At 72.7% G+C, this 23896-nt stretch carries 21 protein-coding genes and 2 tRNA genes; 19 read left to right on the top strand and 4 right to left on the bottom strand.

Features of this window, described 5'->3' with window-relative positions; translation table 11 throughout:
* Positions 1–228: 228 nt before the first annotated feature.
* A complete protein-coding gene (gene galE, locus SAM23877_RS12410; protein ID WP_053130749.1) occupies positions 229–1200 on the top strand; it encodes a UDP-glucose 4-epimerase GalE in 972 nt (323 codons plus the stop codon).
* A 201-nt stretch (positions 1201–1401) separates the two neighbouring features.
* Here the strand turns inward: galE and SAM23877_RS12405 are convergent, their stop codons facing one another.
* Positions 1402–3441 carry a hypothetical protein gene (locus tag SAM23877_RS12405; RefSeq protein ID WP_053130746.1) on the bottom strand — a complete coding sequence of 680 codons (2040 nt, stop codon included), beginning with the start codon at positions 3439–3441 and terminating at the stop codon, positions 1402–1404.
* A gap of 364 nt (positions 3442–3805) precedes the next feature.
* Between SAM23877_RS12405 and proB the strand changes: the two genes are divergently transcribed.
* From proB to SAM23877_RS12380, 5 genes are all read left to right on the top strand, one after another.
* Positions 3806–4912 carry a glutamate 5-kinase gene (gene proB / locus SAM23877_RS12400; RefSeq protein WP_053130743.1) on the top strand — a complete coding sequence of 369 codons (1107 nt, stop codon included), beginning with the start codon at positions 3806–3808 and terminating at the stop codon, positions 4910–4912.
* Between the two features lie 144 nt (positions 4913–5056).
* Positions 5057–5596, top strand: a complete 540-nt coding sequence (locus SAM23877_RS12395) for a hypothetical protein (RefSeq protein WP_425314785.1) — start codon at positions 5057–5059, stop codon at positions 5594–5596.
* A 72-nt stretch (positions 5597–5668) separates the two neighbouring features.
* Entirely contained in the window at positions 5669–6955 is a 1287-nt protein-coding gene (locus SAM23877_RS12390) for a glutamate-5-semialdehyde dehydrogenase (RefSeq protein WP_053130737.1), read from the top strand.
* 190 nt (positions 6956–7145) lie between these two features.
* Positions 7146–7715 carry an SCO2584 family spore wall biosynthesis protein gene (locus SAM23877_RS12385; RefSeq protein ID WP_053130734.1) on the top strand — a complete coding sequence of 190 codons (570 nt, stop codon included), beginning with the start codon at positions 7146–7148 and terminating at the stop codon, positions 7713–7715.
* A gap of 121 nt (positions 7716–7836) precedes the next feature.
* The gene (locus tag SAM23877_RS12380; RefSeq protein ID WP_053130731.1) at positions 7837–8907 is read left to right on the top strand and encodes an SCO2583 family membrane protein; all 1071 of its coding nucleotides are present in this window, start codon (positions 7837–7839) and stop codon (positions 8905–8907) included.
* A gap of 100 nt (positions 8908–9007) precedes the next feature.
* Here the strand turns inward: SAM23877_RS12380 and SAM23877_RS12375 are convergent, their stop codons facing one another.
* Positions 9008–10150 carry a M48 family metallopeptidase gene (locus tag SAM23877_RS12375; protein WP_053130728.1) on the bottom strand — a complete coding sequence of 381 codons (1143 nt, stop codon included), beginning with the start codon at positions 10148–10150 and terminating at the stop codon, positions 9008–9010.
* 142 nt (positions 10151–10292) lie between these two features.
* Here SAM23877_RS12375 and SAM23877_RS40225 point away from each other — a divergent pair, with 142 nt between their 5' ends.
* From SAM23877_RS40225 to SAM23877_RS12340, 10 genes are all read left to right on the top strand, one after another.
* Positions 10293–10454 carry a hypothetical protein gene (locus tag SAM23877_RS40225; protein WP_167355229.1) on the top strand — a complete coding sequence of 54 codons (162 nt, stop codon included), beginning with the start codon at positions 10293–10295 and terminating at the stop codon, positions 10452–10454.
* 131 nt (positions 10455–10585) lie between these two features.
* Complete coding sequence (locus tag SAM23877_RS40220) at positions 10586–10753, top strand: hypothetical protein (RefSeq protein ID WP_019331010.1); 168 nt, start codon at positions 10586–10588, stop codon at positions 10751–10753.
* Between the two features lie 72 nt (positions 10754–10825).
* Positions 10826–11536 (top strand): nicotinate-nucleotide adenylyltransferase, encoded by a 711-nt coding sequence (nadD, locus tag SAM23877_RS12370; protein ID WP_053130725.1) that lies wholly within the window; start codon positions 10826–10828, stop codon positions 11534–11536.
* Positions 11537–11552: 16 nt separating this feature from the next.
* Positions 11553–13394 (top strand): LCP family protein, encoded by a 1842-nt coding sequence (locus tag SAM23877_RS12365; RefSeq protein ID WP_053130722.1) that lies wholly within the window; start codon positions 11553–11555, stop codon positions 13392–13394.
* Positions 13395–13478: 84 nt separating this feature from the next.
* Complete coding sequence (gene rsfS / locus SAM23877_RS12360; RefSeq protein WP_053130719.1) at positions 13479–13925, top strand: ribosome silencing factor; 447 nt, start codon at positions 13479–13481, stop codon at positions 13923–13925.
* Entirely contained in the window at positions 13922–14593 is a 672-nt protein-coding gene (locus tag SAM23877_RS12355) for a histidine phosphatase family protein (protein WP_053130716.1), read from the top strand. Before rsfS ends, SAM23877_RS12355 begins: the two co-directional genes overlap by 4 nt.
* Positions 14594–14714: 121 nt before the next feature.
* Positions 14715–14787 (top strand) — tRNA-Ala (locus SAM23877_RS12350).
* A 200-nt stretch (positions 14788–14987) separates the two neighbouring features.
* Positions 14988–15161, top strand: a complete 174-nt coding sequence (locus SAM23877_RS40215) for a hypothetical protein (protein WP_107408655.1) — start codon at positions 14988–14990, stop codon at positions 15159–15161.
* A gap of 3 nt (positions 15162–15164) precedes the next feature.
* Positions 15165–15398: a hypothetical protein gene (locus SAM23877_RS12345; protein ID WP_003976229.1), complete on the top strand. Its 234-nt coding sequence runs from the start codon at positions 15165–15167 to the stop codon at positions 15396–15398.
* A 123-nt stretch (positions 15399–15521) separates the two neighbouring features.
* Positions 15522–15594, top strand: a tRNA-Ala gene (locus tag SAM23877_RS12340).
* A gap of 52 nt (positions 15595–15646) precedes the next feature.
* On the opposite strand, the gene SAM23877_RS12335 is transcribed toward SAM23877_RS12340, so the two are convergent.
* Positions 15647–17260, bottom strand: coding sequence for an NADH-quinone oxidoreductase subunit NuoF family protein (locus SAM23877_RS12335; protein ID WP_053130713.1), 1614 nt, complete (start codon positions 17258–17260; stop codon positions 15647–15649).
* Positions 17257–18525, bottom strand: coding sequence for a ferric reductase-like transmembrane domain-containing protein (locus SAM23877_RS12330; RefSeq protein WP_053130710.1), 1269 nt, complete (start codon positions 18523–18525; stop codon positions 17257–17259). Before SAM23877_RS12330 ends, SAM23877_RS12335 begins: the two co-directional genes overlap by 4 nt.
* Before the next feature lie 528 nt (positions 18526–19053).
* On the opposite strand from SAM23877_RS12330, the gene leuS reads away from it, so the two are divergent.
* The 3 genes from leuS (at position 19054) to SAM23877_RS12315 (ending at position 23864) form a co-directional block, all read left to right on the top strand.
* Positions 19054–21948 (top strand): leucine--tRNA ligase, encoded by a 2895-nt coding sequence (leuS, locus tag SAM23877_RS12325; protein ID WP_053130707.1) that lies wholly within the window; start codon positions 19054–19056, stop codon positions 21946–21948.
* Positions 21949–22211: 263 nt separating this feature from the next.
* Positions 22212–22946, top strand: coding sequence for a hypothetical protein (locus tag SAM23877_RS12320; RefSeq protein ID WP_053130704.1), 735 nt, complete (start codon positions 22212–22214; stop codon positions 22944–22946).
* Positions 22947–23018: 72 nt separating this feature from the next.
* On the top strand, positions 23019–23864 hold the full coding sequence (locus SAM23877_RS12315; RefSeq protein ID WP_053130700.1) for a DegV family protein: 846 nt from the start codon (positions 23019–23021) through the stop codon (positions 23862–23864).
* The last annotated feature ends 32 nt before the right edge of the window (positions 23865–23896 follow it).

Here is a 23896-nt window from a genome sequence, read left to right as displayed (position 1 = left end):
GTTTCCGCGGGCGCGGTAGCTGGATGGCCTGCGTTCCGTCACGGCGCGAAATGTCCGCAGTGGGTTGCCCAAAAGGGGTAATTCGAAGGGGAGGGAGAGCTTCCTCACATTTGGCATCGGCGCCCTCTTTGCGTGTTTCCGTAGGCTTCCGTCCCATGTGCCCGACTCGATTTTCGGGGGCGCACGGACGAGTCTGCATCCAGTGACGAAGACCTGGGAGGCATGAGGATGAGCTGGCTGGTCACGGGTGGAGCCGGGTACATCGGCGCGCATGTGGTGCGTGCTCTGGTCGACGGCGGTGAACGCGTGGCCGTGTACGACGACCTGTCCACCGGCAGCGCCGAGCGGGTGCCGGGCGGGGTGCCGCTGGTGGTCGGCAGCGTGCTCGACGGGGCCGCCCTGGAAGACGCCTTTCGTGACCATGCTGTGACAGGTGTGGTGCACATCGCGGCCAAGAAGCAGGTGGGGGAGTCGGTGGAGCGGCCGCTCCACTACTACCGGGAGAACGTGACGGGTCTGCAGACCCTCCTGGAGGCCATGACGTCGGCCGGCGTCGACCGCCTCGTCTTCTCCTCCTCCGCCGCCGTCTACGGCATGCCCGACGTGGACCTCGTCACGGAGGACACCCCCTGCCTGCCGATGAGCCCCTACGGCGAGACCAAACTGATCGGCGAGTGGCTGATCGGCGCCGCCGCCCGGGCCCACGGCCTGCGCGCGGCGTCGCTGCGCTACTTCAACGTCGCGGGCGCCGCCGCCCCCGAACTGTCCGACTCCGGCGTCTTCAACCTGATCCCCATGGTCTTCGAGCGCCTGGCGGCGGGGGAGGCCCCGCGCGTCTTCGGCGACGACTACGCCACGCCCGACGGCACCTGCGTACGGGACTACATCCACGTACGGGACATCGCCTCCGCCCACCTGGCGGCGGCCCGGCGCCTCGGGGACGCCCCGGAGGGGACCTCGCTCGTCCTGAACATCGGGCGGGGTGAAGGCAGTTCGGTCCGGGAGATGGTGGACCGCATCCTCAAGGTCGCCGACCGGCAGGACCTCGCCCCGCAGGTGACCGAGCGCCGCCCCGGGGACCCGGCCCGCGTCGTCGCCTCCGCCGACCGCGCCCGCGAGGAACTCGGCTGGTCGGCGCGGCACGGCCTGGACGACATGATCGACTCGGCCTGGCAGGGCTGGTGCCACCGGCACGGGTGACGTCCGCCGGATCTGCCCCCGGGCTCCGTCCCTCCGTGGTCAAGGACCGCTGGGCCGCCGTCAGGGACTGCCCGACCGCTCCGGAGCGGCGCCGGCCGGCCGGCTGACGGCCGTCCCGACCGTGTCCCACGCGAAAAGTGCGGTCCCGGGCCGCGGCGGACCGGGGCGCGTCCGTCCGCGCCCCGGTCCGCCGGGCGGGTGTCAGGGGCGGCTCCGCCGCTCCGGCGCGGCGGCGGAGAGGGGTCCGGCGTGCCGCCGTGGGGCGGGGAGCGGGAGCTCCGCGGTCGTCCGCTCCGCCCTCCGCGCCCGGTGCTCCCCGGCCGTCGCGCACAACGCCCGTACGGCCCCGGCGAAGCGCTCCTGGGACGGCGGTTCGGCCGGCCCCAGCAGCCTCAGCGCCAACGCGACGCGGGCTTCGGCCAGTTCGTCCAGCTCCGGATGCCGGACCGCGTCCAGCAGCGCGGGCACCCCGGACGCGTCCGGGGCCAGCACGGTCGCCGCCGCCACCGTCGGGAGCGACTTGCGGAACACGTCCTCGGCCAGCCCGCTGGTGTTGGCCACGGCGTACGGCTTGCCGCTCGCGAGGAAGTCGCTGATCACGCTGGACACGTCGCTGACCAGCAGATCGGCCTGGTTGAAGCAGGCGTACAGCGGCGGCCGGGCGTCCGTGACGACCTGGTGCTCCCACGCCGGCAGCGACGCCCAGTAGGCCTCCTCCCAGGCGGCCGTCGCCCGCGCCACCGCCCCCGCGCGCCCCGGTTCCGGCGCCGGCCGGCGCAGCATCCGCTCCGCCTGGTCGGCGGCCGACCGGAAGCCGGCCGCGACGAGCCCGTCCAGCTCCGCCGTCCGCCGGGTCAGCTCGGCCGCCGCCGACGCGTCCGGCCGGGGCCCGCCCCGCTCCCGGTTGGCCGCCCGTACCAGCTCCCGGATGCGCAGATCGGCGGCCCGGGCCCGCGGATCGACCGACCCCGTCAGCGGATGCGGCTTGTACAGCAGCCGTACCCCCGGGTCCGCGAGCAGCGCCCGTACGAGGGGCTCACCGGCCTCCACCACCGACGTGTTGCCGGGGTTGCCGTCCCAGCCCTCCCAGGTCGGCGCGTACAGGACCGTCGTGTACGCGCCGGGCGCGGGCGGCCCCGCGTACGGCGCGACGGCGTCCAGCTGCGGGCGGCCGATCTCCACCACGTCCTTGTCCTCCACACCGACCTCCGCCAGCGCGTACCGCTCGCGCGCCGCCGGGCCGGCCACCCACACCTCGTCGTACGCCTTCGCGTACGGGTTGCACGAGGACAGCTTGTCGCTCTCCCCGTGGTTGACGAAGGCGTGCTTGATCGTGGGGATGCGCAGGACCTGCGAGGTCTTCCCGGAGTTGGAGGGGTGCAGGAGGACCCGGAGCGTGGAGTGCTCCAGACGCATGAGCGTGGACACCCTGGGCAGGCACACGACCGGGATGTCGGTCGCCGCGATCCGCTGCACCATGTGCCGTTCCCGCAGCACGATCAGCGGCCGCCCGTCCAGCCGGGCCAGCGGCTCCAGCCACATGTTCGCCTGGTACGCGGAGGAGGCCCCGCCCGAGAAGTACAGGCCGACGGTGGGCCGGTACTCCGCGAGCCACGCCTCGAACCAGTCGAGCACCTCCTGCTCGCCCGCCGGCCGACGCCCCGGCAGCAACCGGAGCAGCAGCGCGCCCAGGCCCGCCAGCGCCACCGTGAGGGACAGCGCGAGACCGGCCGCGCCGTACACCGGGGCGTCGGTGGCCGTCGTGGCCAGCAGCCCGGCCGTCGCCGGCAGTCCGAAGGCCGCCAGGCGGGGCCCGGGGCGGCGCAGCAGCAGCGGGGGAGCCGGGGTCAGGCGCAGCGCGCGGGTGTCGATGTTCCGCGTCACCACCGGCGGCGTGCGGGTACGCCGGACCAGGACCGACACCGCCTGGATCGCCCAGTGCAGCCCGTAGAAGGCGAGCAGCCCGGCGACCAGCGGCGCGTACACCGTCTCCCGGTGCTGCTCGCCGAGCCGCAGCAGCCCCACCACGAGCAGCAGGTCCCGCAGCACGTGCCGCACCGTGACGTCCGCGTGCGACTTGGCGAACAGGGACACCATGCCCCGCTGCCACCGGTACAGCACGCCCTCGGCGGCCAGCGAGCCGGCGGTCGCGGCGAGCAGCAGCGGCACGTGCGGGAGCAGCGCGCCCACGGCCTGCGCGGCGAAGGCGGTCGCCAGCACGCCCAGGACGAGCAGCTTCACCAGGGTCCGCCGGTGGTGCGGAGCGAGACCGCGAAGGCCGAGGCGGGGAAGGCTGCGGCGGGGCAGGGATAGGGGCACTGCGGTCGCTCCAGGCTTGCTCGTCGCGCGTCGACGTACGGTTTCGGACGTACGGGTTAACGCGCGGCGACCTCCCGACGACACGCGCGTGTTGCGTCGGCCCTACCCGGCGCCGCGCCCGGGACGGCCGGACCCTCCTCACGACGCGTCGCGCGCCCGCCGTCCGCAGCCTGGACCACGCGGCGGGACGCGGCCCCCTTCGCGTAGATTGCCTGGCGAGCGCCGGGACCGGCGCGTGTCGAACGGGGAAGGGCGGACGGCGACAGTGGCTGGGGCAAGGCAGGCCGTGGGCGAGGCCCGCAGGATCGTCGTCAAGGTCGGTTCCTCCTCTCTGACCACCGCGGCGGGCGGCCTGGACGCCGACCGGGTCGACGCCCTCGTCGACGTCCTCGCCAAGGTGCGCGGGGGAGGGGACAGGGAGATCGTCCTGGTCTCGTCGGGCGCCATCGCCGCCGGTCTCGCCCCGCTGGGCCTGCGCCGCCGCCCCCGCGACCTGGCCCGTCAGCAGGCCGCCGCCAGCGTCGGCCAGGGTCTGCTGGTCGCCCGTTACACCGCCTCCTTCGCCCGCTACGGGGTGCGCGTCGGCCAGGTGCTGCTGACCAGCGACGACATGAGCCGCCGCGCCCACCACCGCAACGCCTCCCGCACCCTCGACAAGCTGCTGGCGATGGGCGCCTTCCCCATCGTCAACGAGAACGACACCGTCGCCACCGACGAGATCCGCTTCGGCGACAACGACCGGCTCGCCGCCCTCGTCGCCCACCTGGTCCGCGCCGACCTGCTGGTGCTGCTGTCCGACGTGGACGGCGTGTACGACGGCGACCCGAGCAGGCCGGGCACCTCGCGGATCGCCGAGGTGCGCGTACCGGCCGACCTCGCGGACGTCGAGATCGGCAGCGCGGGCAAGGCCGGCGTCGGCACCGGCGGCATGGTCACCAAGGTCGAGGCGGCCCGCATCGCCGCCGCCGCCGGCATCCCCGTGGTGCTGACCAGCGCGGTCCACGCGGCCGACGCCCTGGTCGGCGGCGACACCGGCACCTGGTTCCACGCCACCGGCAAGCGTTCCGCCGACCGGCTGCTGTGGCTCCAGCACGCCTCCACCCCGCGCGGGGCGCTCGTCCTGGACGACGGGGCGGTGCGCGCGGTCGTCGAGGGCCGCAAGTCGCTGCTGCCGGCCGGGATCGCCGCCGTCGAGGGCGAGTTCACCGCCGGGGACCCCGTCGAGCTGCGCGACGACGCGGGGCACGCGGTGGCCCGCGGGCTCGTCAACTTCGACGCGAAGGAGATGCCCCGGCTGATCGGCCGCTCCACCCGGGAACTGGCGCGCGAACTCGGACCGGCGTACGAACGCGAGGTCGTACACAGGGACGACCTGGTGATCCTGCATCCGTAATGGGTCGAAACGTCCCCGAATCGGCGGTGGACGTTCCGCAAAACCGCCCCGCGATCTTGCGAGGCCTGCTCAACTTTCCCCAGGGACAAGCCCGGCCGACCACCGGGCCGAGCCGTGTGCGTGAAGGAGGCCGTCGTGAGCGGAGTGCGCCCTGGGACGGCGGCGTCCCGCGGTGGTACGGGGTACCGCGGCGGCACCGGTTCCCGCGGTGGGAACACCGCCTCCCGCGGCGGCGGCACCGGCGCCCGCGGAAGCCGCGGCGGGCCCCGTCCGGCCGGCGAGGAGCGCCCGCTGACCAGCGTCGCGGCCGGCGACCGCTTCCGGGGCGAGGAGCCCGAGCACACCCCGCGCCTGTGGCACGTCACCCTCAGCGTCTCCGGTGCCCGCGCCCCGCTCACCGAGGTGCGGCGCGCCCTGGAACAGCTCGCCCACGACCACCCCTTCCTGCTGACCAGCCGGTACGCCGACGACCACGCGGAGATCCGGTACTGGGAGGAGGCCCGCGACCTGCACGACGCCGCCGCGGTCGCGCTGCGCCTGTGGGGCGAGCACCGGCAGACCGCGGGGCTGCCGCCCTGGGAGATCGTCGGCCTGGAGGTCATCGACCGGGCCACCTACCACCAGCGCATCGCCGCCGGGTACGGCCCCGCCCCGGCCACCCCGGTCGGGGTGCACCCCTTTTGACGCCGTCCGGGGCATGTCTCGGGGTTTGGGACGGCCGGTGAACGGGCCTGTCCGGCGCACTACGCTTCCCCCATGACCACGCTCTCGCCGTACGACTCGATGTCCCCGGTCACCCGGGCCGCCTACCGGGCCAAGGCCGCCGCGGCCGACCTCGCGCCGCTGCCGCGGGCCGCCAAGGACGACGCGCTGCTCGCCGTCGCGGACGCGCTGGAGGTCCGTACGAGCGAGATCGTCGAGGCCAACGCCCAGGACGTGGCCAAGGCCCGCGCCGCCGGGACCAGCGAGGCCATCATCGACCGGCTGACCCTGACGCCGGAGCGGGTCCGCGCCATCGCCTCCGACGTGCGCGACGTCGCCGCGCTGCCCGACCCGGTCGGCGAGGTGGTGCGCGGCTCCACGCTCCCCAACGGCATCGACCTGCGCCAGGTCCGCGTGCCGCTCGGCGTGGTCGGCATCATCTACGAGGGCCGGCCCAACGTGACGGTCGACGCCGCCGCCCTGTGCCTGAAGTCCGGCAACGCGGTCCTGCTCCGCGGCTCCTCCTCCGCCTACCAGTCCAACACCGCCCTCGTCCGGGTGGTCCGCGACGCCGTGGGCGGGGCCGGGCTGCCCGCCGACGCCGTGCAGCTCGTGCCCGGCGAGAGCCGCGAGAGCGTGCGCGAGCTGATGCGGGCCCGCGGACTGGTCGACGTGCTCATCCCGCGCGGTGGCGCCTCGCTGATCAACACGGTCGTCCAGGAGTCCACCGTCCCGGTCATCGAGACCGGCACCGGCAACTGCCACGTCTACGTCGACGCGCAGGCCGACCTCGACATGGCCGTCGACATCCTCATCAACTCCAAGGCGCAGCGCGTCGGCGTCTGCAACGCGGCCGAGACCCTCCTGGTCCACCAGGACATCGCCGCCGACTTCCTCCCCCGCGCGCTGGACGCCCTCGCCGAGGCCGGGGTCACCGTGCACGCCGACGAGCGCGTGCTGGCCCACGCCAAGGACACCAAGGCGACCGTCGTGGAGGCCACGCCGGAGGACTGGGAGACGGAGTACCTGTCCTACGACATCGCCGCGGCGGTCGTCGACTCCCTGGACCGGGCCGTCGAGCACATCCGGCTGTGGACCTCCGGTCACACCGAGGCCATCGTGACCACCTCCCAGCAGGCCGCCCGCCGCTTCACCCAGCTGGTCGACTCCACCACCGTCGCGGTGAACACCTCCACCCGCTTCACCGACGGCGGCCAGTTCGGCTTCGGAGCCGAGATCGGCATCTCCACGCAGAAGCTGCACGCCCGGGGGCCGATGGGGCTGCCCGAGCTGACCAGTACCAAGTACATCGTCACCGGTGACGGGCACGTACGGCGCTGAGCGGCCCCCCCGCGGCACCGACGGACGGTGCCGCGCCGGCCCGGCCACAGCCGCGCCGAGGCGCGCGCCGGGGCACAGGTGACCGGCACCCGCCCGCGGTGGCGCCCCTGCTCCGATCGGGGCATCTCACCCACCGGATGAATTTCCCCGCGGTCTGCCCAAAACGACCCCCCAGGTCTACTCTGGTCCCGTGCCGGAGGACGTGGGGGGTAGGCCGTTCCCTGACGGCTGGGAGCCCGACGACGATCACGACCGCGGGGTGTCGGACGAAGAGTTCGCCTCCGTGGTCTTCGACGAGGACTTCGTACGGGCGGCCGTGGTGCACGAGCCGACCGCCGTCGAACGCCTCCTGGCCGCCGCGGAGGCCCGAGCCGAGGCCACCGAGGCGGAGGCGGCCCGCCGCGGCCGCAGCAGAGCCGAGCGCTACGACGACGGGTACGGCGATTTCGGCCACGACCCCGACCTCGACGACCCGGACGACGACCGGGACCTCCTCGACCGCCCGTACGGCGCTCCTCCCGCCTCCGGGAAACAGGTCCGCTGGCACCGGCCCGTGGCCTGGATGCTCGCCCTGGTGATGGGGGTCGGCATGGTCGCGCTGGCCTTCGTGGCCGTCTACCGGGGCGCGTCCTCGGGCGGCGGTACCCAGCAGGTGCCGCCACCTGCCTCCACCGGCCCCGAGCAGGGCGGTACCGCGACGCCCTCGGCCTCCGCCGACTACTCCCAGCCGGCCGTCCCGGTCATTCCGCGCAGCCCCTGAGCCACCGCCCGGCCCGGTCATCGCGCAGCCCCCGAGCCACCGCCCGGCGGCCGGGAAACGTGTCCCATCTTGACCCGCCCCGTCGCGTTTACACGAGCTGCCGCCGACCCACCCTGAAGGTATGGCAGGGCTTGGCGACCCGCCCGGAGGGACGCCCGAGGGCTCCCCCGGAGGCGGAGAGGACGAGTACCGATCCGTCGTCTTCGACGAGTCGTTCGTCCGCGCTGCCCGCCTCCAGGAGTTCTCCGCGCAGGAGCGCATGGCCGACCACACGCCCGCCGTGCGCCGCCGTACGCCGCTGCGCCGGGCCGGCCTCTCCCGTCAGGCGCTGATCCTCGTCGTGCTGATCGCCGTGGCCTTCGGCACCGCCCTCTACATGGGCGTACGGCACCCCTACCAGAGCCCCGGCGACCAGCGGGCCGCCGAGCCGGTGCGGATGACCGTCGTCCCGCTCGCCCCCCAGGAGCGGGTGCCCGGCGCGCAGGACGCCCTCCACCTGTACGAGCACAGTCCCGCCGCGCACTTCCGGTCCGCCGCCGAGGGCGTCCCGCTGCCCGGCGCCCGGCGCACCGCGCACTTCTCGGAGGACCAGGTGCTCAACGCGTTGACGACCGCCAAGAACTACATCGTCCGCTCGGCGCTCGACCCGGAGGTGCTCGGCCGCGGGGAGGTCCGTTCGGTGCGGGTGCTGCTGGACCCGGACCAGCTCGACCAGTTCGACGAGAGCTTCGAGCGGCCCACCGCGGACGGCCGGCACACGCCCACCGGCTGGCTGGTGCGCTTCGACCCGGGCCGCGCCCAGCTGACCGACGACGAGATCCGGGTGAAGGGCAGTCTGCGGATCGCGGAGACCGAGGCGTCCACGCTCGAGGTCACCGCCGACCACACCATGGTCTACCCCCTGCGGCCCGCCGGCGACGACCGGGCCGAGGCGTCGCTGTTCACCGTCCGGCGCGAGCTGCACTTCCGCTTCGACCGGGAGGACCTGCGCCTGCACCAGACGCAGCTCGTGGCCTCCTACGTCCAGGCCGGTCCGCTGTCCTGCGCGGAGGACTCGGCGAACCACCTCCGGCCGCTGCTCGCCGGCCAGAGCGTCAGGACCAGCGCCCCGGCGGGCACCGACCCCTACACCACCGACAACGCCACGGCCCTGTGCGGCACCCTCGCGGCGAGCGCCCAGCCGAAGGCGTGAGGAGCCGGCCGAGGGCGTACCCGGCCGGCCGGGAGCGTGCGGCGGCCGGCCGAGGGCGTGCGGAGCAGGCCCCTCAGGTGTCCCCCGGTCCTTCGCTCCCTCAGGCGCCGTCGCGAGGCGGGCGGTCGTCCGGCGTGTCCGTGCCGCCGGTCCCCTCCGGGCCCTCGGACGGTCCGCCGGCGTCCTGGGGCGGCCTCGGCCGGGAGGCCGTGAAGCCGCCGAAGCCCCGCCGCATCCGGTCCCCGAGGTCACCGGCACCGCCGGCGATGTCGTTGACCAGCTTCATCAGGGGGTCCTTGGAGTCGCGCACGTCCGTGGCGTAGCTGGACGCCGACTGGCGGAAGGAGTCGCGGACCGAGGTGTCCTTGTCCTCCTCGCGCCGCGCATAGTGGCCGTCCATGATCCGCTGGTAGTCCCGGGACTCCGCCCACTTCTTCAGCTCGGCGGCCCGCACCGTGGTGAAGGGGTGGGAGCGGGGCAGCACGTTCAGGATCTTCAGCACGGAGTCGCGCAGGTCGCCCCCGGCCTCGTACTCGTCGGCCTGCTCCAGGAACGCGTCCACGTTCATCTCGTGCAGGTGGTTGCCACCCGCGATCTTCATCAGGCCCCGCATGGAGGCCTGGAGGTCCTGGCCGACCAGCAGACCCGCGCGGTCGGCGGACAGCTCCGACTTGCGGAACCACTCGCGCAGCGCCGTCACGATCGCCATGATCGCCAGGTTCCCCAGGGGGATCCAGGCGACCCGGACGGCGAGCGACGTCAGGAAGAGCAGGACGGTCCGGTAGACCGAGTGCCCGGACAGCGCGTGCCCGACCTCGTGCCCGACGACCGCCCGCATCTCCTCCTCGTCCAGCAGCTCGACGAGGCCCGTGGTGACGACGATGATCGGCTCGTCCAGGCCGATGCACATCGCGTTCGGCGTCGGGTCCTGGTTGACGTACATCGGGGGGACCTTCTCCAGGTCCAGGATGTAGCAGGCGTCGCGCAGCATGACGTTCAGATGGGCGAACTGCCGGTCCGAGACCCGCACCGAGTCGGACAGGAACAGCAGCCTGAGGCTCCGCTCGGGCAGCAGCCCGCTGAGCGCCTTGAAGACCGTGTCGAATCCGCTCAGCTTGCGCAACGCCACCAGGGCGCTGCGGTCGGCGGGGTGCTCGTACGCACGCGAGGAGATTCCGGGGAAGCGCCTGCGCTGCCTGCTCGGCACGTTCTCGTGCCCGTTGTGCTGGTGGCCGTCGGACATGTCATCCCCCATGTGCGTGTGTGTGGCCCGTGCTTCTGGCCGGCCCTTTACGAACCCTTGTGCGGCCCTTTGCGCCCCCGGAGCCGAGCCCAGCCTAGGCGGAGATACCGTGGACGGGCAGGGCAACGAAGGAGTCCACGTCATGGCGCACACCCCCCACACCGACTGGCTCGCCACGGCGGCGACCGCGGCCGAACAGCAAGGGGCGGGAAATCTGCTCCGGGTGGTGCTGATCGTGATGGTGGTGGGCTGCGTGCTGACCGCGTGGTTCCTGCTGCGGGGGTACAAGCGGAAGGACGACTGAGGAGATCCGAAGGTTCCCCGGAGCTCCCCGGCCGGTCCCCAACGGCGGAGTCGGCGTGATCGCCCGTGAGACGCCCGCATACGATGAGCCGACGTCTTTATTCCGCCCACACCGGATAGGTCCTGCCGAAGATGAGCTTCCACAGCACCGCTGCCCAGATCGTGACCCTCGCCTCCGAGGGCGGCGAGGAGCACGGCGGCAACCACGAGAGTCTCAGCCCTTACGTCACCGGCATCGGCGCGTTCGTCATCCTGATGCTCCTGCTGTGGATCACCACCCGGTTCAACCGCGACCGCTGAGCACGGGGCCGCGGACCCGGGGACCGTGGGCCCGGCAGGAGCCCTCAGGCCGGGCCGGTAGGGTCTGCACGCATGGGAGAGCAGGACATGCCTACCGGTCCGGCGCACGACACGGCGCACGCTCCGGCGCGCGGCACGCAGAACCGCGCGGTGCCCGCGCGCGCCACCGGACCGGGCAACGGCCCGTCGCCGTCGGGCAAGCGCCGCCTCGGCGTCATGGGCGGCACCTTCGACCCGATCCACCACGGACACCTCGTGGCGGCCAGTGAGGTCGCCGCGCAGTTCCACCTCGACGAGGTGGTGTTCGTGCCCACCGGGCAGCCCTGGCAGAAGAGCCACCGCACGGTCTCCGCGGCCGAGGACCGCTACCTGATGACGGTCGTCGCCACCGTCGAGAACCCCCAGTTCTCGGTCAGCCGCATCGACATCGACCGCGGCGGTCCCACCTACACCGTGGACACCCTGCGCGACCTGGCCGCCCTCAACGCGGACGCGGACCTGTTCTTCATCACCGGCGCCGACGCCCTCGCCCAGATCCTCACCTGGCGCGACAGCGAGGAACTGTTCTCCCTGGCACACTTCATCGGCGTCACCCGGCCCGGCCACACGCTCACGGACGCCGGGCTTCCCAAGGGTGGAGTCTCGCTCGTCGAGGTCCCCGCCCTCGCCATCTCCTCCACGGACTGCCGTGCGAGAGTCGCTCAGGGCGATCCCGTCTGGTACCTGGTGCCCGACGGAGTGGTGCGCTATATCGACAAGCGCCAGCTGTACCGCGGCGAGTGAGCCGAGAGGGGCACCGGTGAACGACGGATACGACGCGGGGTACGGCGGCGCCGACCAGTACGAACTCGTCGGCTACGACGAGTACGGCCGGCCGGTCTACCGCCAGGCCCAGGCCCCGGACCGCTCCGGCGGGCAGCAGTCCTACGACCCGTACGCGCAGGCCCAGGGCGGGCAGTACGCCCAGCAGCAGGGCGAGCAGTACGGACAGCGGGGCGAGCAGTACCCGCAGGCCCAGGACGATCCGTACGCCCAGCAGCAGGTCGGACAGTACGGGCAGCAGGGTTACGGCTACGACCCGTACGCCGCGGGCACCCAGCAGCCGGGCGGGCAGCCGTACGACCCCTACGGTTCCCAGGGCGGCTGGGACACCGGTCAGCAGCCGCCCACGCCCGCCCCCGGCACCTACGACGGTTACACCGCCGGCCCGCACGGGCAGTCGCCCCAGGACCCCTACGGCCGGGCCGCCGCGACCGGTGGCCGGCAGCCCCGGGTCGCCGAGCAGACCGCCCACATCCCGCAGCAGGCCGGCCCGCGTGAGGAACCGGAGACGGACGCCTTCGCCGACGACGCCGGACCCGACCGGGACTACCGGACCGAGCAGTTCGCCTTCGTCGAGGAGCCCACCGACGACTCCGAGGACGTCATCGACTGGATGAAGTTCACGGAGAACCGCACCGAGCGCCGTGAGGAGGCCCGGCGGCGCGCACGCGCGCGTGTCGTCGCCCTGGCCGTCGTCCTGGCGCTGGTCGCGGCCGGCGGCGTCGGCTATCTCTGGTACGCCGGGAAGCTGCCCGGCGTGTCCTCCTCGGACGACAGGACGGGCGGCACGACGGCGGCGGGCGCCCAGAAACGCGACGTCATCGCCGTCCACCTGCACGACACGAAGGGCGGCGGCACCTCCACCGCGCTGCTCGTCGACAACACCACGACCAAGCAGGGCACCGCCGTACTGGTGCCCAACGCGCTCGCCCTCACCGGTGACGACGGCACCACCACCACGCTCGCCGCCTCCGTCGACGACGACGGTCCCGACGCGACCCGGACCGCGCTCGACTCGGCCCTCGGCACCGACATCGAAGGCACCTGGCGCCTGGACACGCCCTACCTCCAGATCCTCGTCGACCTGGTCGGCAACATCGAGGTCGACACCGACACCGACGTCCCCGACCCGGCGGCCAAGGACAAGGGCGCCACGCCGCTCGTGCACCGGGGCGAGGGCCGGACCCTCAGCGGCAAGATGGCCGTCGCCTATGCCACGCACCGCGGCTCCGGCGAGGAGGCCAACGCCCAGCTCCAACGGTTCGGCCAGGTCATGCAGGGAGTGCTGCGCAAGCTGTCCTCCGACCCGCAGGCCGCGACGACCACCATCCAGACGCTCGGGCTGATCCTCGACCCGCCGCTGACCGACAAGGACCTCGGCTCCTTCCTCGCCGGGCTCTCCGACCTCGCCAAGGGCGGCGACTTCAAGACCGCGCTGCTGCCCGTCCAGGGCGACGGCAGGCTCAGCGCCGAGGCGAGCGACAGCGTCGTCAAGGACGTCCTCGGCGGCACCGCCAAGAGCCCCGACGAGGACGCGGCCGTCAGCGTCTCCGTGCGCAACGCCACCGGCGTCGAGGACCGCACCGGCAAGGCCCGCGTCGTCCTCCTGAACGGCGGCTTCACCTTCCTGGAGGGCGGCACCGCCTCCGGCACCGAGGCGACGTCGAAGGTGGTCTACGCGAAGGCCGCCGACAAGGAGGACGCCGTCCAGGTCGCCCAGACCCTGGGCCTGCCCACCGGCTCCGTCACCCAGGGCGAGGTCTCCGCGAACGCGAGGGTCTCCGTCGTCCTCGGCCAGGACTACGAACCGGCGTCCTAGGGGGAGGCGCGGTCGTCACGTGGGCCACCGTCGGCGGTCGTGAGACCCTTGAGGTCAACCGACCGCCGACCCGAAAGCCAGGCAGTGACCGCGACCGACCGCTCCATCGAACTCATCAACGCCGCCGCACAGGCGGCAGCCGACAAGCTCGCCCACGACGTCATCGCCTACGACGTCAGCGACGTGCTGTCGATCACGGACGCCTTCCTGCTGGCCTCCGCGCCCAACGACCGCCAGGTCAAGTCGATCGTCGACGAGATCGAGGAACGGCTCAACAAGCAGCTCGGCGCCAAGCCGGTACGCCGCGAGGGCGACCGCGAGGCCCGCTGGGTCCTGCTCGACTACGTCGACATCGTCGTCCACGTCCAGCACAGCGAGGAGCGCGTCTTCTACGCCCTGGAGCGGCTCTGGAAGGACTGCCCCGAGCTGGAGCTGCCCGCCGACGCCAAGGAGACCCGCGGCAAGGCGGCGGAGCACGCCGAGCTCAAGGCCGCCGAGGAGGCGACCGACACCGACGGGGACTGGCGATGAGCGCCACCGGCGAGGTCGCGGCCGCCGGGCCGGGCCGCGGCCGGCGCATCATCCTGTGGCGGCACGGCCAGACCGCGTGGAACGTGGAGCGCCGCTTCCAGGGCACCACGGACGTCGAGCTCACCGAGACCGGCGTCGCCCAGGCCCGCCGCGCCGCCCGGCTGCTCGTGGGCCTGCGGCCCGACGCGATCATCGCCTCCGACCTCCTGCGGGCCGCGCACACCGCGGCCGAGCTCGCCGCCCTCACCGGTCTGGACGTGACCCTGGAGGAGGGCCTGCGGGAGACCTACGCGGGCGTCTGGCAGGGGCTGACCCACGAGGAGATCATCGCCCGGCACGGCGAGGAGTACGCGGCGTGGAAGCGCGGCGAGCCGGTCCGCCGCGGCGGCGGTGAGCTGGAGACCGAGGTCGCCGACCGCGCCGCGCCCGTGGTGCTCCGCCACGCCGAGAAGCTCGCCGAGGACGGCACCCTCGTCGTGGTCAGCCACGGCGGCACGATCCGCACCACGATCGGCCGCCTGCTCGGTCTGGAACCGCACAGCTGGGAGAGTCTCGGCGGGCTGACCAACTGCTGCTGGTCCGTCCTCGGCGAGGGCGCCCGGGGCTGGCGCCTGCTGGAGCACAACGCCGGCACGCTGCCGGAACCGGTGCTCGGCGACGACGACTGAGCCGCCGCGGCCGGGGGCCGGTACCCGGATTTCACTTTCCGGCAGGTCGCAGGCTAAAGTTCTTCTTGTTCGCCCCGCCGAGCGGGGCGAAGGACCACACGGCCAGGCCGGGTGGCAGCAAGGGGCTATAGCTCAGTTGGTAGAGCGCCTGCATGGCATGCAGGAGGTCAGGAGTTCAATTCTCCTTAGCTCCACAGCCCACGGACGAATCCCGTCCCCCTCGGGGGGCGGGATTTTTCGTTTGAGCCCATCTGAGCACCAGGCGTCCCGCAGGCGTATACCCCTGTGGGACTCCGTGTCCGGACCGGTACTGAGGCGTCGCTGACCGTATTGGCCCGGTCGTGGCAGAATCAAACGGCCGGAAGGGACCGCGGCCCGACGGGAGGGAGTGGCGATGCCTGCGAGCATCCTCGAGGAGGTCGGTCATCTCCTCGGCGGAGCGGTGGCACGGAACACCATCACCCGCCTCAGCTGCCCTTCCTGCGGTTCCGGACACGTGGCCCAAGTCCTCGGTGACAACGGCGGTATCTCCTACGTGTGCACGGCCTGCGGCCACAGCTGGAGCTGATCGATGGGTGCACACAGGCGGAAGTGCGACTGGTGCGGCAGCGGCACCCCGATCGTGCGGGACATGGAGCCGGTGAATCCGGACTACCAGTACTGGTGCGAGGAGTGCGCGCGGGCGCTGATCATAAAAGGCGACCCGATCGAGACGTACCGCGAGCTCGAGGGCGAGCCGATCTACGGCCGGCTCCTCGAGGAGCACTGCACGCTCAAGCGGTTCTACTCGTTCGTGACGGCCTAGTCAGGCACGTCGGGAGCGCATCCGGCGCCAAATCGGACAGAACGGAAACGATTTGGTGTTGGGCCCGGTGGACCGTGTAATGTTGGCGTCGCCGCCGGGGAGACCGGGCGGACGAAGAAGCAAGGGGCTATAGCTCAGTTGGTAGAGCGCCTGCATGGCATGCAGGAGGTCAGGAGTTCAATTCTCCTTAGCTCCACAGGGAAACCCCCCGGATCACGATCCGGGGGGTTTGTTCGTGTGGTCGGGGCTCAGCGGCCGAGCGCCCGGCGTCCCCGGCCCGGGGAGAGGACCGGCAGGTTGGTCCGCGAGGGCGGGGGGATCTGCCCCCGGGTGTCCTCCTCGATGCGCAGGGCGAGCGCCGGGCAGCGGCGCACCGCGCGGACCGCCTTGGCCTCCGCGAAGCGCGGCACCTCGGCCTGCGCGACCGTCGGGAAGCCGTCGGCGCCGAGCTGGAAGACCTCCGGCAGGATGTCCGCGCACAGGCCGTGGCCCCGGCACAGCGTCCAGTCGACGTAGATCTTCTGGCGGCTGGGGCCGTTCTCCCCGCCGCCGCCCGGGACGCCCGTAGGGGCCGTGCCGCCCTCGAAGAGCGGCAGGACACCCTCCACGGGCCGCCCGCAGCCGTTGCCGAGGACATGGGCGGCGAGGTCGTCGGTGAACGCCTTGAGGGTCGACTCGAGGAACATCGCGGAGCCGTCCGGGTGCGAGCAGGCGCCGCGCCGCTTCACGTTCCGCGCGACCTGCTTGACCGCCTCCAGCGCGGCCGGGCCACCGCCGTTCAGGATGTCCTCCAGGCCGCGTGCGGCGGCCGGCAGGCCCAGGTAGCAGGGGCCGCACTGGCCCGCGCTCTCCTGCGCCAGCCACTGCGCCACGCGCAGCGACTCGCCCAGCGGGCAGGTGCCCTGACCGATCGGCAGGATCGCGCCCGCGCCGAGCGAGCCGCCCACCTGCTGCAGGGAGTTGCGGGAGACGATCGCCTCGTCGACGGACGCCGCGTCGATCCACTTGCCGTGGTAGCCGCCGGTCAGCACGCCCTGCGGCACCGGCGGGGCGCCGGCGAGCTGGAGGACGTAGCGCAACGGCACGCCCGTCGGCACCTCGATCACCATCGGGCGGGCGACCGCCCCGGAGACGGTGAGCATGACGGTGCCCGGCTCGTCGTACAGGCCGGTGTTGCCGTAGCGCTCCGGGCCGATGCGGGCGGCGATCGCGAGCTGGGCGAAGGTCTCGGCGTTGGACAGCAGGGTCGGGGCGCCGCCGACCCCGCTCCTGGAGGCGCTGACCTTGCGGCCGGGCGGCATCGCCGGGCCGCCGTCGATGGAGCGGATCAGCGAGGCCGCCGCGCCGGTGACCATGCGGACCGGGTTGCGCTGCACGCGCGCGCGGAGGGCGGAGCGGCGCCCGTTGCTCAGGCCGCGCTCGGCGAGGGCGGCCTCCATGGAGCGCTGGGTGGACTCCCGGGTGACCCCGATGACCAGCGTGCGCGCGCCCATGGCCTCGGCGCACAGCAGCGCGCCGTCCAGGATCAGGTGCGGGGCGCGGTTGATGAGCACCGTGTCCTTGCGGCAGGCGGGCTCGTCCTCGCTGCCGTTGACGACCACGACCGGCCGTACGCCGCGTTTGATCGCCGCCTCGGCGACCGAGCGCAGCTTCTTGTGGAAGGGGAAGCCCGCGCCGCCGCGGCCCTTCAGGTTGATGCGTTCGGAGAGCTGGGCGAGCTGTTCGCCGCCCAGCGGTTCGAGCGGGCCGTGCACCTTCAGGTGCATGGGCAGATCCAGGCGCTCGACAAGGTCGAAGCCCGACGTGAGCTGGGGAAGACCGACCACGCGGACTTCGGGGACGTCGGGCAGGGCCTCGTTCACTTATAGCCTCCGGAAGGCGTGTTCCAAGGTTCGCCCGAACCCGGTGCGTCGAAGTCGTAGGACGTGTCGTACGGCGTGCCTACGGCCGTCGGGCCGGAGGACGCGCCGGGGGTTGGTTCAGTGGCGGGACCGCTGTTGTAGGTGTCGTCGGGGTAATACGTGTCATAGACGGCGTTCGTCTCACCGGTGTCGTACACGTCACTCGAGCCGTAGCCGGACGCGTCCGGATTGCCGTAGACCGGGATGGTGTGTCCCGTGTCGTTGAGCGGGTCGTAGACCGAGGGGGGTGCCTCGCCGACCGGCGGCGGTGACGGTATCGGCCAGCTTCCCGAGGTGCTGCCCCCGCCGTCCGCGACGGGCATCGTCTCGGTGGGCCGCATGTCCGGCGGCAGCCGGTCGGGCGTGATCGCGTCGGCCGTCAGCGGCTGTCGCCGGGCGCCGGAGGGGCTGGACACGGCCCGGTAGGCGGCCGCGAACCCGTTCGCGGGCTCCGGGGGCGTGAGCCGCTCCGCGGACTCGTACCGCGGCGCGGACCGGGACGCCGAGCGGGCCCCGGACGTCCGCGGGCCCTCGTAGCCCGGCAGCGTGGAGGCGGTGGTCGCGCGGGCCCGGCTCTCCTCCAGCTCCTCCTGGACCCTGCGCTCGGTGGTCCCGAAGAAGCCGGCGATCCGGTCGGCGACCTCGCGCTTGACCGGCCGGGGAGCCGCGCGCAGCGCCAGGGCCGCCATGACGCCGAGCACGGACAGGCCGTACAGGACGGTGAAGACCGGCTTGGCCGCGCGACCCGCGTAGAGCCCGTGCAGCAGGGCCAGGCACCACGCCGGGTAGGCCAGCATGTGCATGGCGCGCCAGCGGGAGGCCACGGGGGCCGGGGAGGCGAAGCGGTTGCGCAGGGCGCCGGTCACGCCCACGAAGATCATGAGCATGCTGGCCAGGGTGCCGAAGCCGATGAGGACGGACCTGCCGCCGAAGGCCTCGTCCTCCGTGGCCAGGAGCCCGAAGGGGATCACCGCGGCGACCCAGGTGGTGTGCGCCAGCGTCAGCTTGACCCCGATGTGCACCAGCAGGAACACGACCGAGGCGACCGCGGTGGTGCGGTGCACCGCCTGGGCCAGGATGCGCTGGCGGGTGTCGAGGACCACCCGGTCCTGGGCGACGAGCCCCCAGATCACGGAGCAGCTGAGGAAGACGAGGGAGAGGACGCCGGCGCCGAAGTCGAGGAACTGGGCGAAGGTGTCGTCCATCGTGCTGTCGTTCGTCACCACGGCAGACCTCCCCACGTCAGGGACGTGAGGGAAGGCGGCGAGCTGTCACTGCGGGGGTGGAACGGGGGAGGGTTCATGGGGGCGACTCCGGAGCGGTTCGGGAAAGCGGTCCCGCTGCCGCACTCTAAGTGGCGTCATACCCGCGAGTACGAGGTTTGAGTTATTGCGTTGTTATCAAATGACAATGCCGTCGTTGCGATGTCCCGTTAGTGGTCGTTACGCGAAGTAACCTTTGACCTTGGTTCAGGTTCGCCCGGCGTACGGGGCCGCCCACAGGGCTGCCCGCGGAGCGTCCACAGGGCCGTCGCGGCCTGCTGGGTGACTGCGGTACCCTGACGCCATGCGTGCCGTACGCCTTCTGCTTAGCGAGCCGCGCTGATCAGTCCCGACCCCGGCCCAGGCCCGGTGGCCGGAATCGGCGCGGCGTCCCCTCCTGTGCGAGGGGATTTTTCATTTCCCGGCATTCGCAGCCGCTGGTCTTGAATGTCGCAGCCGCTGGCAGAGACGATCGATGGAGCTTTGAGGATCATGAGCGAGACGAACCCCGCGGCGACCGCCCCTGTGCCGGCGGACGCCGCGCCGCACCGCTACACGGCCGCCATGGCCGCCGAGATCGAGGCACGCTGGCAGGACTTCTGGGACGCCGAGGGGACGTACGCCGCGCCGAACCCCAAGGGCGACCTGGCGGGCGACCCGGAGCTGGTCGCCAGGCCCAAGAAGTTCATCATGGACATGTTCCCGTACCCCTCCGGTGCGGGCCTGCACGTCGGCCACCCCCTGGGCTACATCGCCACCGACGTCTTCGCCCGCTTCCAGCGGATGACCGGCCACAACGTCCTGCACACCCTGGGCTTCGACGCCTTCGGACTGCCCGCCGAGCAGTACGCCGTGCAGACCGGCACGCACCCGCGCGTGTCGACCGAGGCGAACATGAAGAACATGCAGAGCCAGCTGCGCCGGCTGGGGCTGGGCCACGACAAGCGCCGGTCGTTCGCCACGATCGACCCGGAGTACTACAAGTGGACCCAGTGGATCTTCCTGCAGATCTTCAACTCCTGGTACGACGAGGAGGCGCGCAGGGCCCGTCCGATCGCCGAGCTGGTCGCCCGGTTCGAGTCCGGTGAGCGGGCCGTTCCGGGCCACCCCGGGCGCGCGTGGAGCGACCTGAGCGCCGGCGAGCGCGCCGACGTCCTGGGCGAGTACCGCCTGGCCTACGCCTCCGACGCGCCCGTCAACTGGTGCCCCGGCCTGGGCACCGTGCTGGCCAACGAGGAGGTCACCGCCGACGGCCGCTCCGAGCGCGGCAACTTCCCCGTCTTCAAGTCCAAGCTGCGCCAGTGGAACATGCGCATCACCGCCTACGCCGACCGGCTGCTGGACGACCTGGACGAGCTGGACTGGCCCGAGGCCATCAAGCTGCAGCAGCGCAACTGGATCGGCCGCTCCGAGGGCGCCCGCGTCGACTTCCCCGTCGACGGGGAGCGCATCACCGTCTTCACCACGCGCCCGGACACCCTGTTCGGCGCCACCTACATGGTGCTGGCGCCCGAGCACCCGCTGGTCGAGAAGTTCACCCCGGCCGCCTGGCCCGAGGGCACGCGCCAGGCGTGGACCGGCGGTCACGCGACCCCGACCGAGGCCGTCGCGGCGTACCGCGCGCAGGCCGCTTCCAAGTCCGACGTGGAGCGGCAGGCCGAGGCCAAGGACAAGACCGGCGTCTTCATCGGCGTGCACGCGACCAACCCGGTCAACGGCGAGCAGGTCCCGGTCTTCATCGCCGACTACGTGCTGATGGGCTACGGGACCGGCGCCATCATGGCCGTCCCGGCGCACGACACCCGCGACTTCGAGTTCGCGCGCGCCTTCGAGCTGCCGATCCGCTGCGTCGTCGAACCGACCGACGGCCGCGGCACGGACACCGCGACGTGGGACGAGGCCTTCGCCTCCTACGACGCGAAGATCGTGAACTCCTCCGGTGCGGACGTCTCCCTGGACGGCCTGGGCGTCGTCGAGGCCAAGGAGCGCGTCACCGAGTGGCTGGAGCGGTCCGGCACCGGCGAGGGCACCGTCAACTTCCGCCTGCGTGACTGGCTGTTCAGCCGCCAGCGCTACTGGGGCGAGCCCTTCCCGATCGTCTACGACGAGGACGGCATCGCCCACGCCCTGCCCGAGTCGATGCTGCCGCTGGAGCTGCCCGAGGTCGAGGACTACTCCCCGCGGACCTTCGACCCGGACGACGCGGACACCCGGCCCGAGACGCCGCTGTCCCGCAACGAGGACTGGGTCAACGTCACGCTGGACCTGGGCGACGGCCCGAAGAAGTACCGCCGCGAGACCAACACCATGCCCAACTGGGCCGGCTCCTGCTGGTACGAGCTGCGTTACCTGGACCCGCACAACTCCGAGCAGCTGGTCGACCCGGAGATCGAGAAGTACTGGATGGGCCCGCGCGAGGGCCTGCCGCACGGCGGCGTCGACCTGTACGTCGGCGGTGCCGAGCACGCCGTGCTGCATCTGCTGTACGCGCGCTTCTGGTCCAAGGTGCTGTTCGACCTGGGGCACGTCTCCTCGGCCGAGCCGTTCCACAAGCTGTTCAACCAGGGCATGATCCAGGCCTACGTCTACCGGGACAGCCGCGGCATCGCGGTGCCGGCCGCCGAGGTGGAGGAGCGCGACGGCTCCTACTACTACCAGGGCGAGCGGGTCTCCAGGCTGCTGGGCAAGATGGGCAAGTCCCTGAAGAACGCGGTCACCCCGGACGAGATCTGCGCCGAGTACGGCGCCGACACCCTGCGCCTGTACGAGATGGCGATGGGTCCGCTGGACGTCTCCCGGCCGTGGGACACGCGCGCGGTGGTGGGCCAGTTCCGGCTGCTGCAGCGGCTGTGGCGCAACGTCGTCGACGAGAACACCGGCGAGGTGACGGTCGCGGACGTCGCGGAGTCCGACATCGACGCCGACACCCTGCGCGCCCTGCACAAGGCCATCGACGGCGTACGGCAGGACCTGGAGGGCATGCGCTTCAACACCGCCATCGCCAAGGTCACCGAGCTGAACAACCACCTGACGAAGGTGGGCGGCCCGGTCCCGCGCACGGTCGCCGAGCGCCTGGTGCTGCTGGTCGCGCCGCTGGCCCCGCACGTCGCCGAGGAGCTGTGGCGCAAGCTGGGGCACTCCGACTCGGTCGTCCACCAGGACTTCCCGGTCGCCGACCCGGCCTACGTCGTCGACGAGACCGTGACCTGCGTCGTGCAGATCAAGGGCAAGGTCAAGGCGCGGCTGGAGGTCGCTCCGTCCATCTCCGAGGAGGACCTGGAGAAGGCCGCGCTGGCCGACGACAAGGTCCTGGCCGCGCTGGACGGGGCCGGGATCCGCAAGGTGATCGTGCGGGCACCGAAGCTGGTGAACATCGTTCCCGCTTAGGCGGGCGGGGCCCGCGGCGTGCGGGTCCGGGGCGGATCCGCGGTGTGCGGGGCTGGGCGGATCCGCGGTGTACGGGTCCGGCCTCGGGGGCGTCCCCTAGGGGGTGGCCCGGGGGCGGTGCGGGCCGGTTCAGGGTCGCGTGCGGGCAGGTTCGGGGTTCCGTCGGAACCCTGGGCCTGCCCCCTGCGTTTACCGTGGAAGAGCGGCGCGGAGAGTGCCGCGGCCTGCCGGTGCGCGGGTCGGACGCTCGGAGGAGGAGCTTCGTGGAAGCAGTGATCACGGTATTCGCCCTGCTTTTCGTGCTCGCCCTCGTGCTGGGCGCCTACGCCACGGTGAAGGCCGTCGGCGCGGCCAAGCGCAGTGTGGACCGTGGCATCACCCAGGCCCGCCGCACGGTCGAGGACCACACGCTGCGGGCCAAGTCCCTCGTCCAGACGGGCCCGGCGAGCGAGCTGGCGCAGTTGCGGCTGACGCTGCGTACGTCGATGCGGGCCACCCAGGACGCGTTGCACGCGGGCGTGGCCGAGGACGAGTCCCTCAAGGAGTCCCTCGCCCTCTTCGACCGGCTCAGCGCGCACGGGTACGAGCTGGACGGCGAGCTCAGGCGGCTGGAGTCCGAGCCGGACCGGGCCACGCTCGCCGAGCGCCTTCCCACGCTGCGCGAGCGCACCGAGCGCATCGCCCGCTCGGCGGAGTCCCTGCGCTGGGCGGCCCGTGACCGGGCCCGCCGTTTCGCGGACGACGACCTGGACTCGCTGAGCGCACAGATCGACGTCGAGGCCGGCGCCCTGCGGCACTGGACGGAGACGGAGCCCGCCGCCGCGCCGCCGCCCTGGCCCGAGGCGCCGGCCGCCGACGCCCCGGCCGCCCGGCAGAGTTGGCCGCGGACCGCGCAGCCGGAGCAGGCGCAGGATCCCGCGCGGCCCGCCATCGACCCGCCCGGCCCGAGCCCCGTGTACCCCTGGCAGAAGAAGGCCCGTCCGGAGAACACGACCTGATCACAGCCGTGTGGACGCCCGGCCGACGGGCCGGGCTGCCGTACGGGCGCTACGCCAGGTAACCTCCAGCTCATGTCCCGTCATGTCGCGATCGTCACGGATTCAACGGCCTATCTTCCGGCCCGGACGATGGAGCGGCACGGCATCACCGCGGTACCCCTGACCGTCGTCCTGGGCGACCGGGCACTGGAAGAGGGCACCGAGATCTCGACCCGCTCGCTGGCCCAGGCCCTGCAGAAGCGGCGCCCGGTCACCACCTCGCGCCCCAGCCCCGAAGTCTTCGCCGAGACCTACCGCCGGATCGCCGAGTCCGGCGTCGACGGCATCGTCTCCCTCCATCTCTCCGCCGAGCTCTCCGGCACGCACGACGCGGCCGTCGTCGCCGCGCGCGAGGCGACGGTGCCGGTGCGGGTCGTGGACACCGGGATGATCGCGATGGCCCTCGGATTCTGCGCGCTGGCCGCGGCCGAGACCGCGGAGGCGGGCGGCACGGTGGACGAAGCGGTCGCGGCCGCGGAGAAGCGGGCCGCGGCCACCTCCGCCTACTTCTACGTCGACACCCTCGACTACCTGCGCCGCGGCGGCCGGATCGGGGCGGCCCAGGCCCTGTTCGGCTCCGCGCTCGCGGTGAAGCCGCTGTTGCAGCTGGCCGACGGCCGCATCGAGCCTCTGGAGAAGGTACGGACGGCGTCCAAGGCCATTGCCCGGCTGGAGGAGATCGCCGCCGACCGGGCGGGGGCCGCGCCCGTCGACATCGCCGTCCACCATCTCGCCGCCCCCGGCCGGGCCTCGGCCCTGGCGGACCGTCTGCGCAAGCGGGTGCCGGGGCTGGCCGACCTGCATGTGAGCGAGGTCGGCGCGGTGATCGGGGCACATACGGGCCCCGGTCTGCTGGGGGTCGTGGTCTCGTCGCGCTGAAAGGCGTCGTGTCACCCGGGTGGGTGACGGAG

It is taken from the genome of Streptomyces ambofaciens ATCC 23877, from assembly GCF_001267885.1.
Classification (GTDB): Bacteria; Actinomycetota; Actinomycetes; order Streptomycetales; family Streptomycetaceae; genus Streptomyces; species Streptomyces ambofaciens.
Note: the sequence above shows the minus strand (reverse complement) of the source record. Positions and strands in the feature narration are given on the sequence as shown.